The 17,056-nt window shown below is 53.8% G+C and carries 12 protein-coding genes; 6 read left to right on the top strand and 6 right to left on the bottom strand.

Features of this window, described 5'->3' with window-relative positions:
- Positions 1-124: 124 nt before the first annotated feature.
- Positions 125-2,305 carry a catalase/peroxidase HPI gene (gene katG / locus KQJ19_RS08400; protein ID WP_016155274.1) on the top strand — a complete coding sequence of 727 codons (2,181 nt, stop codon included), beginning with the start codon at positions 125-127 and terminating at the stop codon, positions 2,303-2,305.
- An 85-nt stretch (positions 2,306-2,390) separates the two neighbouring features.
- Here katG and KQJ19_RS08395 read toward each other — a convergent pair whose 3' ends face one another.
- Genes KQJ19_RS08395 through ptsP form a run of 3 tightly spaced genes read right to left on the bottom strand, consistent with a single transcriptional unit; the run spans position 2,391 to position 6,686 of the window.
- Entirely contained in the window at positions 2,391-3,494 is a 1,104-nt protein-coding gene (locus KQJ19_RS08395) for a glycerol dehydrogenase (RefSeq protein WP_216403542.1), read from the bottom strand.
- Between the two features lie 12 nt (positions 3,495-3,506).
- Entirely contained in the window at positions 3,507-4,169 is a 663-nt protein-coding gene (fsa, locus tag KQJ19_RS08390) for a fructose-6-phosphate aldolase (protein WP_016155276.1), read from the bottom strand.
- 15 nt (positions 4,170-4,184) lie between these two features.
- A complete protein-coding gene (ptsP, locus tag KQJ19_RS08385; RefSeq protein WP_216403548.1) occupies positions 4,185-6,686 on the bottom strand; it encodes a phosphoenolpyruvate--protein phosphotransferase in 2,502 nt (833 codons plus the stop codon).
- A 307-nt stretch (positions 6,687-6,993) separates the two neighbouring features.
- Between ptsP and KQJ19_RS08380 the strand changes: the two genes are divergently transcribed.
- The 5 genes from KQJ19_RS08380 to KQJ19_RS08360 all read left to right on the top strand — a co-directional run bounded on the left by KQJ19_RS08380 (position 6,994) and on the right by KQJ19_RS08360 (position 12,011).
- On the top strand, positions 6,994-8,073 hold the full coding sequence (locus KQJ19_RS08380) for a PTS fructose transporter subunit EIIC (protein ID WP_216403541.1): 1,080 nt from the start codon (positions 6,994-6,996) through the stop codon (positions 8,071-8,073).
- 14 nt (positions 8,074-8,087) lie between these two features.
- Complete coding sequence (locus KQJ19_RS08375) at positions 8,088-8,408, top strand: PTS fructose-like transporter subunit IIB (protein WP_216403540.1); 321 nt, start codon at positions 8,088-8,090, stop codon at positions 8,406-8,408.
- 103 nt (positions 8,409-8,511) lie between these two features.
- Positions 8,512-10,809, top strand: coding sequence for a formate C-acetyltransferase (locus tag KQJ19_RS08370; RefSeq protein WP_216403539.1), 2,298 nt, complete (start codon positions 8,512-8,514; stop codon positions 10,807-10,809).
- On the top strand, positions 10,775-11,653 hold the full coding sequence (locus KQJ19_RS08365) for a [formate-C-acetyltransferase]-activating enzyme (RefSeq protein WP_200108521.1): 879 nt from the start codon (positions 10,775-10,777) through the stop codon (positions 11,651-11,653). The genes KQJ19_RS08370 and KQJ19_RS08365 overlap by 35 nt, the downstream gene beginning before the upstream one ends.
- Position 11,654: 1 nt before the next feature.
- Positions 11,655-12,011: a PTS fructose-like transporter subunit IIB gene (locus tag KQJ19_RS08360; protein WP_016155282.1), complete on the top strand. Its 357-nt coding sequence runs from the start codon at positions 11,655-11,657 to the stop codon at positions 12,009-12,011.
- Here KQJ19_RS08360 and KQJ19_RS08355 read toward each other — a convergent pair.
- The 3 genes from KQJ19_RS08355 to ppc all read right to left on the bottom strand — a co-directional run.
- Entirely contained in the window at positions 11,998-12,858 is an 861-nt protein-coding gene (locus KQJ19_RS08355) for an AraC family transcriptional regulator (protein WP_032947284.1), read from the bottom strand. The two genes, KQJ19_RS08360 and KQJ19_RS08355, sit on opposite strands and share 14 nt — an antisense overlap.
- Before the next feature lie 86 nt (positions 12,859-12,944).
- Complete coding sequence (locus KQJ19_RS08350) at positions 12,945-14,678, bottom strand: phosphoethanolamine transferase CptA (RefSeq protein ID WP_047497602.1); 1,734 nt, start codon at positions 14,676-14,678, stop codon at positions 12,945-12,947.
- A 209-nt stretch (positions 14,679-14,887) separates the two neighbouring features.
- The coding region (ppc, locus tag KQJ19_RS08345) for a phosphoenolpyruvate carboxylase (RefSeq protein ID WP_216403538.1) at positions 14,888-17,056 on the bottom strand (2,169 nt) is incomplete at its 5' end.

Here is a 17,056-nt window from a genome sequence, read left to right as displayed (position 1 = left end):
TGATCTACATCTCTGCAACTTAAAATATAAAAGGAATTAGCTATCGAATCTGTGGGTTATTTCGACTATATCTTATCTCTGGTGGTGTATATCGTAGTCAGAACACTGTAAAGGGAGCATATAGATGAGCATGTCCGACGATAGCCAAAACGCATCAACTGCCGGTAAGTGTCCTTTTCATCAAGGCGGTCACGATCAGAGCGCGGGAGCAGGAACGAACAACCGCGACTGGTGGCCAAATCAACTCCGCGTTGATCTTTTAAACCAACATTCCAACCGTTCGAACCCGCTGGGTGAGGACTTCGACTACCGCAAAGAGTTTAGTAAACTCGACTATTCTGCCCTGAAAGGGGATCTCAGAGCCCTTCTGTCCGAATCTCAACCGTGGTGGCCCGCTGACTGGGGAACCTATGCCGGATTGTTTATCCGCATGGCATGGCACGGCGCGGGAACCTATCGCTCTATCGATGGACGCGGTGGAGCGGGTCGCGGACAGCAGCGTTTTGCACCACTGAACTCCTGGCCGGACAACGTCAGCCTGGATAAAGCGCGTCGTCTGCTGTGGCCAATCAAGCAGAAATATGGTCAGAAAATTTCCTGGGCCGACCTGTTTATCCTCGCGGGTAACGTGGCGCTGGAAAACTCAGGTTTCCGTACCTTTGGCTTTGGTGCCGGTCGTGAAGATGTCTGGGAACCGGATCTCGACGTAAACTGGGGTGATGAAAAAGCCTGGCTGACTCACCGTCACCCGGAAGAGCTGGCAAAAGCGCCGCTGGGCGCCACCGAAATGGGCCTTATTTATGTGAACCCGGAAGGGCCGGACCATAGCGGCGAACCGCTTTCTGCGGCAGCGGCTATTCGCGCGACCTTCGGTAACATGGGGATGAACGACGAAGAAACCGTGGCGCTGATTGGCGGCGGTCATACGTTGGGCAAAACCCACGGCGCAGCAGCGGCATCGCACGTTGGCGCCGATCCAGAATCTGCACCGATTGAAGCGCAGGGCCTGGGCTGGGCCAGCAGCTACGGTAGTGGCGCGGGCGCGGATGCAATTACTTCTGGTCTGGAAGTGGTGTGGACGCAGACGCCTACCCAATGGAGCAACTATTTCTTCGAGAACCTGTTCAAATATGAGTGGGTGCAGACTCGCAGTCCGGCAGGCGCGATTCAGTTTGAAGCGGTTGACGCGCCAGAAATTATTCCCGATCCGTTTGATCCGTCGAAAAAACGCAAGCCGACGATGCTGGTTACTGACCTGACGCTGCGTTTCGATCCTGAGTTCGAAAAGATCTCTCGCCGTTTCCTGAACGATCCGCAAGCGTTCAACGAAGCGTTTGCCCGTGCGTGGTTTAAACTGACGCACCGCGATATGGGGCCAAAATCGCGTTACATTGGCCCGGAAGTGCCAAAAGAAGATCTGATCTGGCAAGACCCGCTGCCGCATGCGTTCTTCAACCCAAGCGAAGAAGATATCCTGAAGCTGAAGGCGACCATCGCTGCTTCCGGACTGTCCGTGGGCGAACTGGTATCGGTAGCGTGGGCTTCGGCATCGACTTTCCGTGGCGGGGATAAACGTGGCGGCGCTAACGGTGCGCGTCTGGCGCTGGACCCACAACGCGGCTGGGATGTGAATGCCACCGCAGCACGCGTTCTGCCTGTGCTGGAAGGTATTTATAAGTCTGCCCATACTGCCTCGTTGGCCGATATTATCGTGCTGGCCGGTGTTGTCGGTATCGAGCAGGCGGCTAGCGCTGCGGGTGTCAGCATCAAGGTACCTTTTGCGCCGGGTCGCGTGGATGCGCGTCAGGATCAAACGGATATTGAGATGTTTGAACTGCTTGAGCCGATTGCCGATGGTTTCCGTAACTACCGCGCTCGTCCTGACGTGTCGACCACCGAGTCGCTGCTGATCGACAAAGCGCAGCAGTTGACGCTAACCGCACCGGAAATGACCGTGCTGGTGGGCGGTATGCGCGTACTGGGCACCAACTTTGATGGTAGCCAGCACGGCGTCTTTACCGATCGCCCTGGCGTACTCAGCACTGACTTCTTCGTCAATCTGCTGGATATGCGTCATGAGTGGAAGGCGGTTGATGAGTCACAAGAGCTGTTTGAAGGTCGTGACCGTTCGAGCGGCGAGGTAAAATACACCGCAACTCGCGCCGATCTGGTGTTTGGTTCTAACTCTGTACTGCGCGCAGTGGCTGAAGTTTATGCCTGCAGCGATGCTCACGAGAAGTTCGTGAGAGATTTCGTTGCCGCATGGGTGAAAGTGATGAACCTGGATCGTTTCGATCTGCTGTAACAGACCATGCCGGATGTCGCTTGCGCGGGTCCGGCATAGTATGAACAAAAAAATCCCCGCAATTGCGGGGATTTTTATTGGTCGGTTATTCCCACTCTTGCAGGTAACGTTGACCGTACTGGTCAGCCACCAGCAGGGCGGCATACACCTGGTCCGGCGTTGCGCCGCCAGGCATGTTGTGGATGGTTTCGCCTTCGGCACAGGCAGCTTCAGCCACAATGCGCATTTTCGCCGGAATATCCTGTTTGATGTCCAGTTGCGCCAGGGTAATCGGCAGGCCAACGGAATGACACAGCGCCGCAACGGTTTCAATTTCATCGATCGGCGCGTTTTCCAGTACCAGTTGCGTCAGCGTACCGAAAGCCACTTTCTCGCCGTGGTAATAGTGATGCGCATCCGGGATTGCCGTCAGGCCGTTATGGATGGCGTGCGCCGCTGCCAGACCGCCGCTTTCAAAACCGACGCCGCTCAGATAGGTGTTGGCTTCAATAACGCGCTCCAGCGCAGGCGTTACCACGTGCTGCTCGGCGGCCAGCATCGCTTTTTCACCTTCTTCTATCAGCGTATTAAAGCACAGCTCAGCCAGCGCCAGCGCCGCCTGAGTGCACTGACCGCCCGCCATGGTGGTTGCGCCGCTGCGTGAACAGGCGCGCGCTTCAAACCAGGTCGCCAAGGCATCGCCGATGCCCGCGGCTAACAGACGCGCCGGTGCGCCCGCGACAATTTTGGTATCAACAATGACCCTGTCCGGGTTATTGGGCAGCAGCAAATAGCGATCGAATTCACCGGCATCGGTGTAAATAACGGACAGCGCGCTGCACGGTGCATCGGTAGAGGCGATGGTTGGCGCAATGGCGACAGGCACGCCCATAAAGTGCGCCAGCGCTTTGGCAGTATCCAGCGTTTTACCACCGCCAATACCAAGTACTGCGCCACATTGCGCTTTTTCTGCCACGCCACGCAGACGGTCGATTTCGTTTTGTGAACACTCGCCGCCAAACGGTGCAATCTCCAGCGCCAGTCCGGCACCCTGGAAGCTTTTTTCCAGTGCGCCCTGGGCAAAGCCTAAGACAAACTTGTCCCCAACGACCAGCCAGCGCTCTGCCAGTGGTTTGAGGTAGTTGCCAAGACGGGTAATAACATCGGCACCCTGGATGTACTTACCAGGTGATTGAATAATGCGATCCATACTTTATTTCCCTCACAGGTTGATGTGACCAAATGTATTGTTCCAGTCATGTTCAAACTTCTCTATTGCTGACTCTACCGCAGGGGTATTGAGCATTTGTTGCGCTACGTCTAATGGCAGGGTGATTGCTTCACATCCTGCCAGTAAGCAATCCAGCGCCTGACGAGGGGTTTTAAAGCTGGCTGCCAGTACCATGCTGTTTGGCGCATGCAGTTCCAGTAACGTTTGCAGTTCTTGTACCGTGCGAATTCCGTCGCCGCCCTGCGCGTCAATACGGTTAACGTAAGGCGCGATATATTTCGCCCCCGCCAGCGCTGCCAGCAGCCCCTGAGAGGCACTGTACACGGCGGTTCCCAGCGTGGTGATACCCTCTTTTTTCAGCATCTTGATCGCGGCCAGACCTTCGGATGTCACCGGGATTTTTACCACCAGACCGGGGACCGCGTTGCTCAGACGTTTGGCTTCCTCCACCATGCCTTGTGCGTCTCGGCTCATGGTTTGGGCAAACAGAATGCCCTCTTCGCCAATGGCGTTTTGCAGGCGCGGCAGCACATCCCAGATGGATTCTTTGCTTGCTGCCACAATGCTTGGGTTGGTGGTGACACCCGCGATAGGGAAGATGCGTGCCAGACGTTCGACTTCCGCGACGTTGGCGGTATCAAGGTAAAGTTCCATACAAAAACACCCTCTTTAAAGTTCAAGTTCATGTTGCAGCAGGCTGGCGATAGCGTCGGCAGAGGCGGCGTTAACCAGCGCGTTACGGAATTCTTCATGCATAATGCGCCGTGCCAGACGCGAGAAAATACGCATATGCTGGTCGCCAGCGGCGTGTTTGTTCAGCGTCAGCATAATAATGAACTGCGCATCATCATCACCCCAACGTACCGGCGCTTGCAGGCGCGCTACGCTGATAGTGGACTGCTCAATATGTTCTGATTTGCTGTGCGGAATGGCGAAGCTAAAACCTAATCCGGTAGAGAAGACCGCTTCGCGCGCCCACAGATCGGCTTCCAGTTTACGCGGATAGCGGCAACGACCTGCCAGCAGGAGGTTGTCGGTCATCCCTTTGATGACCTCCTCTTTACTACGCCAGTCGCTATCCAGCGTGATGCACTCGGCGGTAACCAGAGGGGTATCCTGTTGGGTCATGCGGAACTGGGCCAGCAGATGTTCGACCTCCAGCGACGTTCGACACGCCATTGCTTGATTCAGCAACTGACGGCAGGCGCGGCTGTCAAGTTGCGCCATCCGCGCTTTGGCGGCGGGAATGGAGGGAACGCTCATGCTGATCTCGTCCAGACCCAGTCCCACAAGCAGCGGTAGCACTGAACCTTTAGCGCCAAGTTCGCCGCACAGGCCAATCCATTTCCCCTGACGATGTACCGCCTGTACGGCGTAATCCAGTGCGCGCAAGAAGGCTGGATTCAGGCTGTTGTAATGGCGGGTAACTTTGGCGTTGTCGCGGTCGACCGCCAGCAGGTATTGCGTCAGGTCATTACTGCCAATACTAAAGAAATCAATTTCTTCGCAGCATTGATCGATGATGAACATCACCGACGGAACCTCCAGCATGATACCGAGCGGGATCTTCTCATCAAACGGGATGTGTTCAGTACGCAGTTGCTGTTTAGCTTCGGCCAGCTTCTCTTTGACCCACAGGATCTCTTCCATAGAGGAGATCATTGGGATCATGATTTTCAGGCTACCGTGCGCTGATGCGCGCAGGATCGATCGCAGTTGTGTGGAAAACAAAGCGGCGTATTCTTCATAGATACGCACCGCGCGATAACCGAGGAACGGGTTGGCTTCGGCAGGAATATTCAGGTAATCAACGGGTTTATCACCGCCGATATCCATGGTGCGCACAATGATGCTGCGTCCCTGCGCGGGCTCCAGCGCCTGGCAGAAAATGTTGTATAGCTCGTTCTCATCCGGGGCGCAGGTACGGTCCATATACAGCATTTCCGTGCGGAACAGGCCAACCGCTTCCGCACCGTTGCCAAAGGCTGCTTGCGCTTCCACGGAATGGGCGATGTTGGCGGCGACTTCCATGCGGATGCCATCACCCGTGCGCGCCTCTTGGGTCAGCCAGATACGTTGTTGTTCTCGAATGGCATCCTGGAGACGGGCTTCCTGCTGGTAGTAACGTACGACGGATTCATCAGGGGCAACAATAACCGCTCCTGCGTTACCATCGATATAAACCGTTTGCTGCAGCCATGGCATCAAGGATTCAATATCCACGCCAACCAGCGTAGGAATGTTGAATGACCGGGCGAGAATCACCGTGTGTGAAGTGGTACCGCCGCTTTTTAACAGCAAGCCTTTCAGCAATGTTTTGTCCAGTTCGAGGAACTGGCTCGGTGTGAGCTCGTCCGCCATACAGACCGTAGGCTGGGTTAGTTTTCCCGGCGCAGGGAAACGCTGCTCTCCATAAATTTGCTGCAGAAGCTGGAAGCAGACATCGCGCACATCCAGCGCACGTTCCTGTAAATAACTGCTGCTGGAGCGGGCGAATTCATCACAAAAATGTCCGGCACTTTCGACAATCGCCTGGGCGCAGCTTAACCCGCGAGATACTCCAGCGAGCAGGTGCTGACGCAGTGAGAGGTCGCTTGCCAGCGAGCGGTGTGCTTCCAGAATCGCACTGGTTGCACCGTCGCTGTCGAGTAACCGAAACGCAATATTCTTCATCAGCAGCGTTAAGCCGTTACCCAGTGTCGCCTGCTCGGTTTCAATATCTTTAGCGGACGGGAGATTGTTAAGGGCGTTGAGATCCAGCGAAGAGAGCAGACTCAGAACGCCTCCCGCACTGCCGCTACAGACGGTGCGAGCGCGAAAAAGCTGTGGGTTTAGATTGGTGAGGGATGCAGGAAGTGGCTCCAGCTCGTTGCTTTTGGCTTCCGCTAGCGGTGCATCGCAGTGTGGAAATTCATTACGTAACCATTGGGTTAAATGCTGGTGGGCTGCCTGTTCATCAGCACCGGAAATCAGCAACTGGCAGCTATCACCCGCCAGAGTATCGGTGCCAATCAGCGCCAATGCGCTCTTGGCGTTACCCCTACGTTCGGTACGCAGGTTGTGCCACTCAATGTTTGAAGTAAAGGTGTTGCACTGCGTTTCTATGTGACTTGCCGGGCGCGCATGTACGCCATTGGGCAGCTCACAGGTAAATTCCACAATCAGGGCCATAGCCTCATCTCCCATAACGATTTCTCGCTACAGGATAAAAGGGCAACGCCTGAGCCTGCCATCTGACAAATCTGCCAAAAACTGGATAAATGTAATGTAACCATCAAAGTGAGATATCCCTCACAAGTCAGTTTGTCCTCTATAAATTCCGAGAAACTACAAGTTATGAGGCGGATCGCATTTTTGCGCTGACATTACAAAAGTCCAGCAAATGGCCTTTTTATCCACTGTTTGCGCCGCATCGGATTGCCTATTGTTTTCCGCAACAAGTTTATGGATATGGGCTTTAGCAGCCTGGGAGCGACTTATGAAAGAGTTGGTACAAATCCTGAAAAATACCCGTCAGCATCTGATGACGGGTGTTTCGCATATGATCCCCTTCGTAGTCGCGGGTGGAATTTTGCTGGCGGTCTCCGTCATGTTGTATGGCAAGGGCGCGGTACCGGATGCGGCGACCGATCCTAATCTCAAGAAACTTTTTGATATTGGCGTCGCAGGGCTGACGTTGATGGTGCCATTCCTTGCCGCTTACATTGGTTATTCCATTGCTGAACGTTCTGCTCTCGCCCCTTGTGCGATTGGCGCATGGGTGGGAAACAGCTTCGGCGCAGGTTTTTTCGGCGCGCTAATTGCCGGGATTATTGGCGGTATCGTCGTCCATTATCTGAAGAAGATCCCCGTACATAAGGTGTTGCGATCGGTGATGCCTATCTTCGTTATTCCTATTGTCGGCACCTTTATCACCGCAGGCATCATGATGTGGGGCCTGGGAGAACCCGTTGGCGCGTTAACCACTAGCCTGACCGAGTGGCTGCAGGGTATGCAGCAGGGCAGCATCGTGCTGCTGGCGGTAATTATGGGACTGATGTTGGCCTTCGATATGGGTGGGCCGATTAACAAAGTTGCCTACGCCTTCATGCTGATTTGCGTGGCGCAGGGTGTTTATACCGTGGTGGCAATCGCCGCGGTAGGGATCTGCGTGCCGCCGCTGGGCTTAGGTTTGGCGACGCTGATTGGTCGTAAGAATTTCTCTTCTGAAGAACGTGAAGCCGGTAAAGCCGCGCTGGTGATGGGCTGCGTTGGCGTAACGGAAGGCGCAATTCCTTTTGCTGCCGCCGATCCGCTGCGCGTTATCCCATCCATTATGGTGGGTTCGGCCTGCGGCACGGTAACCGCCGCGCTGTTTGGTGCGCAGTGTTATGCCGGCTGGGGCGGGCTGATTGTTCTGCCGGTCGTTGAAGGAAAATTGGGTTATATCGCGGCGGTTGCCGTGGGGGCTGTAGTGACCGCTGTGTGCGTTAACGTACTGAAAAGTCTGGCGCGGAAAAAAGTGTCTCAGGTCGACCGGAAAGAAGACGACCTGGATTTAGATTTTGAAATGAATTAAGCGAGGAATGAGTCATGACCAAGATTATCGCAGTAACTGCATGTCCTTCTGGCGTTGCCCACACCTATATGGCCGCCGAAGCGCTGGAAAGCGCCGCTAAAGCCAAGGGGTGGGAAGTAAAGGTTGAGACTCAGGGGTCGATCGGTCTGGAAAACGAACTGACCGTGGCGGATGTGGCAGAAGCCGACATGGTGATTCTGACCAAAGACATTGGTATTAAGTTTGAAGAGCGTTTTGCGGGCAAAACTATCGTTCGTGTCAACATCAGCGATGCAGTGAAACGTGCCGACGCCATCATGAACAAGATTGGCGCACACCTTGCGCAAACCGCATAACGGTTTGTTTGCCGGAGGGTGGTTTCGACTTATCCGGCCTACTGATACGTAGGCCAGATAAGCACAGCACCATCTGGCATCAGTTTTTCTACAGGAGTTCCTCATGACTAACCGTATCCAACGTTTAAAAAACGCTCTGTTTCAGAATAACCGCGAAATTTCGCTTGAGCGTGCGCTGCTATATACCGCCAGCCACCAGCAGACGGAGGGTGAGCCGGTTATTCTGCGGCGGGCGAAAGCCACCGCATATATTCTTGAGCACGTTGAAATATCGATTCGTGATGAGGAACTGATAGCCGGGAACCGTACCGTTAAACCGCGGGCGGGCATAATGTCACCGGAAATGGATCCTTACTGGCTGCTCAAAGAGCTGGAGCAGTTTCCAACCCGTCCGCAGGACCGTTTTGACATCAGCGAAGAGGATAAACATCTCTATCGCGATGTGCTGTATCCGTACTGGGAAAAGCGGTCGATGAAAGATTTCATCAACGGTCAGATGACCGATGAGGTAAAAGCCGCTGTCCGTACGCAGATTTTTAGCGTTAACCAGACGGATAAAGGTCAGGGGCATATCATTATTGATTATCCACGCCTGTTGAATCTCGGACTTGGCGAACTGGTAGCGCAGATGCGGGCGCATTGTCTGCAGCAGCCGGATAACCACTTTTATCAGGCTGCTCTGTTGCTGCTTGAGGCTTCGCAAAGCCACATTCTGCGTTACGCCCTGCTGGCAGAACAAATGGCGGAAAACTGCCCGGATGCGCAGCGACGTCAGGAATTGCTGACGATTGCGGAAAACTCCCGGCATAACGCCCAGCATAAGCCGCAAACCTTCTGGCAAGCATGTCAGCTGTTCTGGTACATGAACATTATTTTGCAATATGAGTCCAACGCCAGTTCGCTCTCACTCGGACGCTTCGACCAGTATATGTTGCCGTTTTATCAGACCTCGCTGACGCAGGGGGAAGATCCTGCATTCTTAAAAGAAATCCTCGAATCGCTATGGGTGAAATGCAATGACATTGTACTGCTGCGATCCACCAGCAGCGCGCGCTATTTCGCTGGCTTCCCAACGGGTTACACCGCACTGCTTGGGGGATTAACGGAGAATGGTCGTAGTGCGGTAAACGTACTGTCGTTTCTCTGTCTTGATGCTTATCAGAGCGTACAACTGCCGCAACCAAACCTCGGTGTGCGCACGAACGCGTTGATCGATACGCCGTTCCTGATGAAAACGGCACAGACCATTCGCCTCGGGACCGGCATCCCGCAAATCTTTAATGATGAAGTGGTGGTGCCCGCATTTCTTAACCGTGGCGTCTCGCTGGAAGATGCGCGAGATTACGCGGTAGTCGGCTGTGTCGAGCTGTCTATTCCAGGCAGAACATACGGTTTGCACGACATCGCCATGTTTAATCTGCTGAAAGTAATGGAAATCTGCCTGCATGAGAATGAAGGCAATCGCGCGCTGACGTACGAAGACCTGTTGAAGCATATTCATGCCAAAATCAGCCACTACATTACGTTGATGGTCGAAGGCAGTAATATCTGCGATATCGGTCATCGCGACTGGGCGCCGGTGCCGCTGCTCTCCTCGTTTATTAGCGATTGCCTGGATAAAGGGTGTGATATTACCGACGGCGGCGCGCGTTATAACTTCTCCGGCGTACAGGGGATCGGCATTGCGAACCTGAGCGATTCGCTGCATGCGCTCAATGGACTGGTATTTGAACAACAGCGCTTAACTTTTGACGAACTTTTGTCGGTGCTAAAAGACAACTTTGCTACCCCGGAAGGCGAGAAAATTCGCGCCAGGCTGATTAACCGCTTCGAAAAATACGGCAACGATATTGATGATGTAGATAACATCAGCGCCGAACTGCTGCGTCATTACTGCAAAGAGGTAGAGAAATACCAGAATCCACGCGGCGGGCAATTTACGCCGGGTTCATATACTGTCTCTGCGCACGTGCCGCTGGGTTCGGTCGTTGGAGCGACACCGGATGGTCGCTTCGCCGGGGAACAGTTGGCGGACGGGGGGCTATCGCCGATGCTGGGTCAGGATATGCAAGGGCCGACGGCGGTATTGAAATCGGTCAGCAAGCTGGATAACACGTTGCTTTCCAATGGGACTTTGCTGAACGTGAAGTTTACGCCAGCCACACTGGAAGGTGAGGCTGGTTTACGCAAGCTGGCGGATTTTCTGCGGGCATTTACCCAGCTCAAGCTCCAGCACATCCAGTTTAACGTGGTGAATGCCGACACATTGCGAGAAGCGCAGCAGCGCCCACAAGATTTCGCCGGGCTGGTGGTGCGCGTGGCGGGTTACAGCGCCTTCTTTGTCGAGCTGTCGAAGGAGATCCAGGATGACATCATTCGCCGCACCGCGCATCATCTGTGAGGTTATTGACCCACGTGGCGAGGACGTCGCGCGTATATTCAATATTCAGCGTTACTCACTGAATGATGGACAAGGTATTCGTACGGTAGTCTTTTTTAAAGGTTGTCCGCATACCTGCCCGTGGTGCGCCAACCCTGAATCTCTCTCCCCACGTATTGAAACAGTACGGCGGGAGAGTAAATGCCTGCACTGTACACCCTGTCTACGTGATGCTGATGAGTGTCCCTCCGGTGCGTTTGAACGTATCGGTCGTGATATCTCGCTGGACGAGCTGGAACGTGAAGTGATGAAAGATGATATTTTCTTTCGCACCTCTGGCGGGGGGGTGACGCTTTCCGGTGGTGAAGTGCTGATGCAAGCGCCCTTTGCCGTACGATTCCTGCAACGTCTGCGGCGCTGGGATGTTCGCTGCGCGATTGAAACGGCTGGCGATGCGCCAGCCAGTCGTTTGTTATCGCTGGCAAGAGAGTGCGATGAGGTGCTGTTTGACCTCAAAATTATGGATGTCCATTTGGCGCGTGAGACCATTAATATGAACCTGCCGCGCGTGCTGGCGAATTTACGACTAATGGTCGCTGAAGGAATTAATGTCATACCTCGCCTGCCGCTGATTCCGGGCTTTACGATGAATGTAGAGAACACGCAGCAGGCGTTGACGCTGTTGTCATCATTGGGCATAAAGCAGGTGCACCTGCTACCGTTTCATCAATATGGCGAACCGAAATACAAGCTGCTCGGATTACCCTGGTCGATGAAAGAAGTGCCCGTCCCGTCGGCGCAAGAGATAGATTTTATACGTAAGATGGCAGAATGCGCCGGATTTCAGGTAACAGTAGGAGGATAGTATGGCCATCGCACCTGTACGATATCTGGTTGCAGTCACCGCGTGCGTAAGCGGCGTGGCCCATACTTATATGGCTGCTGAACGGCTGGAGAAACTCTGCCAGCAGGAGAAATGGAGCATCAAGATTGAAACTCAGGGCGCGTTGGGTACCGAAAATCGCCTGACGGAAGAAGATATTAACCGCGCTGATGCGGTGTTGCTCATTACCGATATTGAACTGGCAGGAGCCGAGCGATTTACGCAGAGCCGATACGTCCAGTCGGGCATTAGCGCATTTCTGCGAGAGCCGCAGCGGGTGATGAGCGCCGTGCGAAAGCTGCTTTCTGCACCACAGCACACACATCTTACTTTGGATTAGCTTTTATCTCCGTCAGTTGGCTGTGGTATTGCCGACGATATTCTGACGGCGAACGTTCGGTATTTTTGCGAAACAGGCGGCAGAAATAGTTGCTGTCAACAAACCCACAGGTGTGCGCCACTTCTTTGATCTTCAGCTCATAACCCTTCAGCAGCGTTTTCGCGTGTTCCAGTCGCGTGTGATTCAGGTATTCGTTAAACCCGATAGCGCCCGTTTTTTGAAACAGGTGGGAGAGGTAATTGGGTGAGATGTAAAACGCCTGCGCGACGGATTCCCGGGTGAGCGGCGAAGCGTAGCGTTCATCAATATAGTCGCGAATGGCTTCGAAAAGCGCCTGACTGCGTGATGCGGTCTGGATCTGGCTGCCCAGCAGATCGCGGCAGTGGCTCAGTAAGCTCGCAACGATTAGCCTGGCGGTTTGTTGCTCCTGCGGTTGCATCTGCATTTCATTGAGCGTTTGCAGCAAGAAAGAGCCAATTCGTGGCCCACGCCGCGCGACGTGCTGGCGGGTAAGATTTTGATATTGCTTGCCGTCCCACTGGACGATGCTGAAACCCAGTTGCTGTTTGCCGAACAGAATGCTGAGCGTGGTGACCGGTGTGAGCCACTGCGGAAAGTTCCAGCCGCCAGCCGGAACGAATAGCACATCGCAAGGCAGTAACGTCGCGGATGCGCCAGCAACTCCGTTATCGGTGAACTCACCTTCCAGCACAATTTCCAGCCGGGGAAAATCGACCTGATACGCCAGCTCCGGCGTTGAGCTACTGGTGCTGGCAAAATAAACCTGGCGCAGCGGCGTGGGGCCGTTAATCAGGCGGGAGAGAAGATGGCTGACGTCGTGATACATGTTAATCCCTTGCAGGCAGCAGACAGGGGAAACAGTAACCGCCATCATAAAAAAAGGCCACTCTTTAAGAGTGGCCGATACGAGTATTACTGATTACCGATTTGATCGCCGTACGGCAGGCTATCGTAATCAATCAGGGCATTCTTTTTGTACGGATTGCCAATCCAGCGGGTCGTCTCTTTGAACTGCGGGCTGGTAATGGATCGGGTCGGATCGAAACCGTCGTAGGTGAATCCCGCTAAATCAGACCAGGTGTGGATAAGCTCTGAGCTGCTGTATTTACGATTCACATCCTGTGAGAAGTCACGCGGGTGTGCAGCCTGCCATTTTTCAGAGGTCCACAGCAGGAACGGTACCGTATACATATGGCGCGTCGGGTTGTCTTCATTACGACCCTGCGTTTTATGCGGTGGCGTATCGTATACCTCCTCCCCGTGATCGGAGAAGTAGAGCAGGAAGCCGTTCGGATCGGTCGCTTTATAGTCTTTGATCAGACTGGCAATGATATGGTCATTGTAGACATTCGCGCTGTCGTAATCGTTGTATGCTTCCAGCTCATCATCATCCAGGCCGGGGGGAACATGGTCGACATTGTTATCGAATTTACCCTGACCATCCGGATAGCGGAATTTGTACTTAATATGCGTACCCAGCAGGTGCACGATGATGAACTTTTTCGGTGCCGGGTCGGCCAGTACTTCTTTAAATGGCGCCAGCACATTGCTGTCATATTCGCGCGCACTTTGCGTACGCTGCTGATTCATATAGAACTGCTTATCCGTCTGCTTAGAGAACACGGTCAGCATGGTGTTGCGAGCCGTCATCGTCTGCTGATTGGTGATCCAGAAGGTTTTATAACCTGCCTGTTTCATCATATTCATCAGAGACGGTTGAGTCAGGTACAGGTCCGGATTCTTCTCGTTGGCGAAGGTCAGCGCCTGCTGCAGGATTTCAATGGTGTACGGACGTGAGGTCACGACATTATTGAATACGGTGAAGTTAGGATCGGATTTATGCAATGCATCCAGTTCTGGCGTCGTTTCGCGCGGGTAACCATACAGGCTCATGCGACCACGCTGCGTTGACTCGCCAATGACCAGCACCAGCGTACGTGGGGCATCGCCGGAGTTATCTTTGAAGTTAGCCAGCGGCGGCAGGGCATTGTTCTCATTCAGCAGGCTATTGAGTGAGGTCAACTGCTGACGGTACTGATAATACCCGGAGATGAATTGCCACGGTGCGGCGGGCTCCATACGTGAGGCGAGACCATTTACCGTTTTTTCAAACGGCTTGTGTTTGATGAAAGTGTTAACGGCTATCGGATGCAGAATCAAACCGTATAACAACGCAAACGACACCAGATAGCGCCAGGGCGATGGAATATGAACAGGGCGCAGACGCGTCCACAGCAGAATAGCGATAGCCGTATAGGCCAGGGCGATAAGAACAATTTTTAGGCTGAAATACTGGCTGAGATATTCGCTGGCTTCGTTCGCATTGGTTTCAAACATCACATACAGAACGCTTTGCGAGAACTCTTGTCCGTAGATGACGTAATAGCTCAGAGCAGCCAGCGAGGCCGCCCATAGCACCATGCCAATGACGGCAGCAATAATACGGATACGGTTTGGAAATAAAAATACCGGGATTAACCACAGCGAACTGAATAGCAAGGAGTCGCGTAATCCATTAGTTCCGCTATATCCGGTTAAACAAATAACGACCTGGAGTAAAGTGGAAAAAAACCAAAAATAGAGGAGCGCCCAACCCAGGGCTTTCCAGCTAAATTTAGGTTTAGACTGGAGTTGTAAGGATTGCATAATGTGAGCCTGTCTTTAATCGTAGCGCCAAGAGTAGCGACTTAATATTAAGAGGAACTTAAGCATCACGATCTTAGGATCGTGTTTTGCTGTTGATATATTCACAATGTGAATATATTCAGGCGGGAATATATTGAAAAAGAAGCGGTTATGACAGCAGTTTTTGTTGTCGCCTTCGTACAATAGCACGAAGGCGACGAGGGGGGACGTTAGCCTGTATTACGCATGCCGGCTGCGACACCAGCGATTGTCACCATCAGCGCTTGTTCAACGCGCGGATCCGGTGCATTGCCTTGCTCTTCCGCCAGGCGTGAGCGGTGTAACAGCTCAGCCTGTAAGACATTCAGCGGGTCAGTATAAATATTTCTTAACTGAATGGACTCGGCAATCCACGGCAGGTCGGCCATCAAATGTGAGTCGTTGGCAATCGCCAGCACGACATCGATATCGGCTTCCAGGCGCTGACGCAGCTCTTCACCCAGCGGCCACAGCTCTTTTTTGACCAGGCGCTGATCGTAGTATTCTGCCAGCCACAGGTCTGCTTTGGCGAAAACCATTTCCAGCATGCCAAGACGTGTGGAGAAGAATGGCCAGTCGCGGCACATTGCTTCGAGTTCGCTTTGCTTACCGTCTTCAACCACTTTTTGCAGTGCGGTGCCTGCACCCAGCCATGCCGGGAGCATCAGGCGGTTCTGCGTCCAGGCAAAAATCCACGGAATGGCGCGCAGAGACTCTACCCCGCCGGTTGGGCGACGTTTTGCCGGACGTGAACCGAGCGGTAATTTACCCAGTTCCTGCTCTGGCGTTGCGGAGCGGAAGTAAGGGACGAAGTCTTTGTTTTCACGTACATATCCACGATATAGCTCACAGGAAATATCGGAAAGCTCATCCATGATATGACGCCAGTTATCTTTCGGCTCTGGCGGCGGTAACAGGTTGGCTTCCAGAATTGCTGCGGTATACAGCGACAGGCTGCTGATGGTCACTTCCGGCAGGCCGTACTTAAAGCGGATCATCTCCCCTTGTTCTGTCACGCGCAGACCGCCTTTCAGGCTGCCTGGTGGTTGAGAAAGCAGCGCCGCATGCGCAGGCGCGCCACCGCGACCAATGGAGCCACCGCGACCGTGGAACAGCGTCAGTTCGATACCGGCTTTTTCGCAGGTTTTGATCAACGCGTCCTGCGCCTGATATTGCGCCCAGGAGGCCGCCATCACGCCCGCATCTTTTGCGGAGTCAGAGTAGCCAATCATGACCATCTGTTTGCCCTGAATAAAGCCACGGTACCAGTCAATGTTCAGGAGCTGGGACATGACGTCATCGGCGTTGTTGAGGTCGTCCAGCGTTTCAAACAGCGGGGCAACCGGCATAGCAAAACCGATACCGGCTTCTTTCAGTAGCAGATGTACGGCCAGTACATCCGATGGTGTTTTCGCCATTGAGATAACATAGGCGGCAATAGAGCCATATGGGGCTTCGGCAATGACCCGGCAGGTGTCGAGCACTTCGCGGGTGTCGTTGCTCGGCTCCCAGTTACGCGGGAGCAGCGGACGCTTGGAGTTCAGCTCGCGGATCAGGAAAGCCTGTTTATCCGCTTCCGACCAGTTTTCGTAGTCGCCAATGCCCAGATAACGGGTCAGTTCGCCAAGGGCTTCAGTGTGACGGGTGCTTTCCTGACGAATATCAATACGTACCAGCGGTACGCCGAAACATTTCACGCGGCGTAGGGTGTCGAGCAATTCGCCATTGGCGATAATGCCCATGCCACAGGCCTGCAGAGACTGATAGCACGCATATAGCGGGTCCCAGAGCTGTTCGTTTTGGGTGAGAAGTCCCGCAGGTTTCGGTAATTTCTCGCCTTTCAGACGGGCTTCCAGCCAGGCCTGGGTTGCCATCAGACGTGAACGCAGGGTTTTCATCAGATAACGGTAAGGTTCTGCTGCGCCTTCTTCGCCCACCAGCGCCAACAGTTCCGGTGTGGCATCCACCATCGACAGCTCAGAAATCAGAAACTGAATGTCTTTCAGGAACAGATCGGTCGCTTTCCAGCGGCTGAGTAGCAGCACGTGACGGGTGATATCCGCCGTTACGTTCGGGTTGCCATCGCGGTCGCCGCCCATCCAGGAGGTAAAGCGAACCGGGACAAAATCAACGGGCAGCTTATAGCCCAGATGCTCTTCCAGTTGTTCGTTCAGCTCGCGCAGATAATTTGGTACGCCTTCCCACAGGCTATTTTCAACCACCGCGAAGCCCCATTTGGCTTCATCAACCGGGCTTGGGCGCAGCTTGCGGATTTCATCCGTATGCCAGGACTGGGCAATCAACTGGCGCAGACGGCGCATCAACTGATGGCGCTCGTAATCGACGAGGTCTTTGTTATC

The sequence above is a fragment of the Citrobacter sp. S46_ASV_140 genome, assembly GCF_018919545.1.
Classification (GTDB): domain Bacteria; phylum Pseudomonadota; class Gammaproteobacteria; order Enterobacterales; family Enterobacteriaceae; genus Citrobacter; species Citrobacter braakii.
Note: the sequence above shows the minus strand (reverse complement) of the source record. Positions and strands in the feature narration are given on the sequence as shown.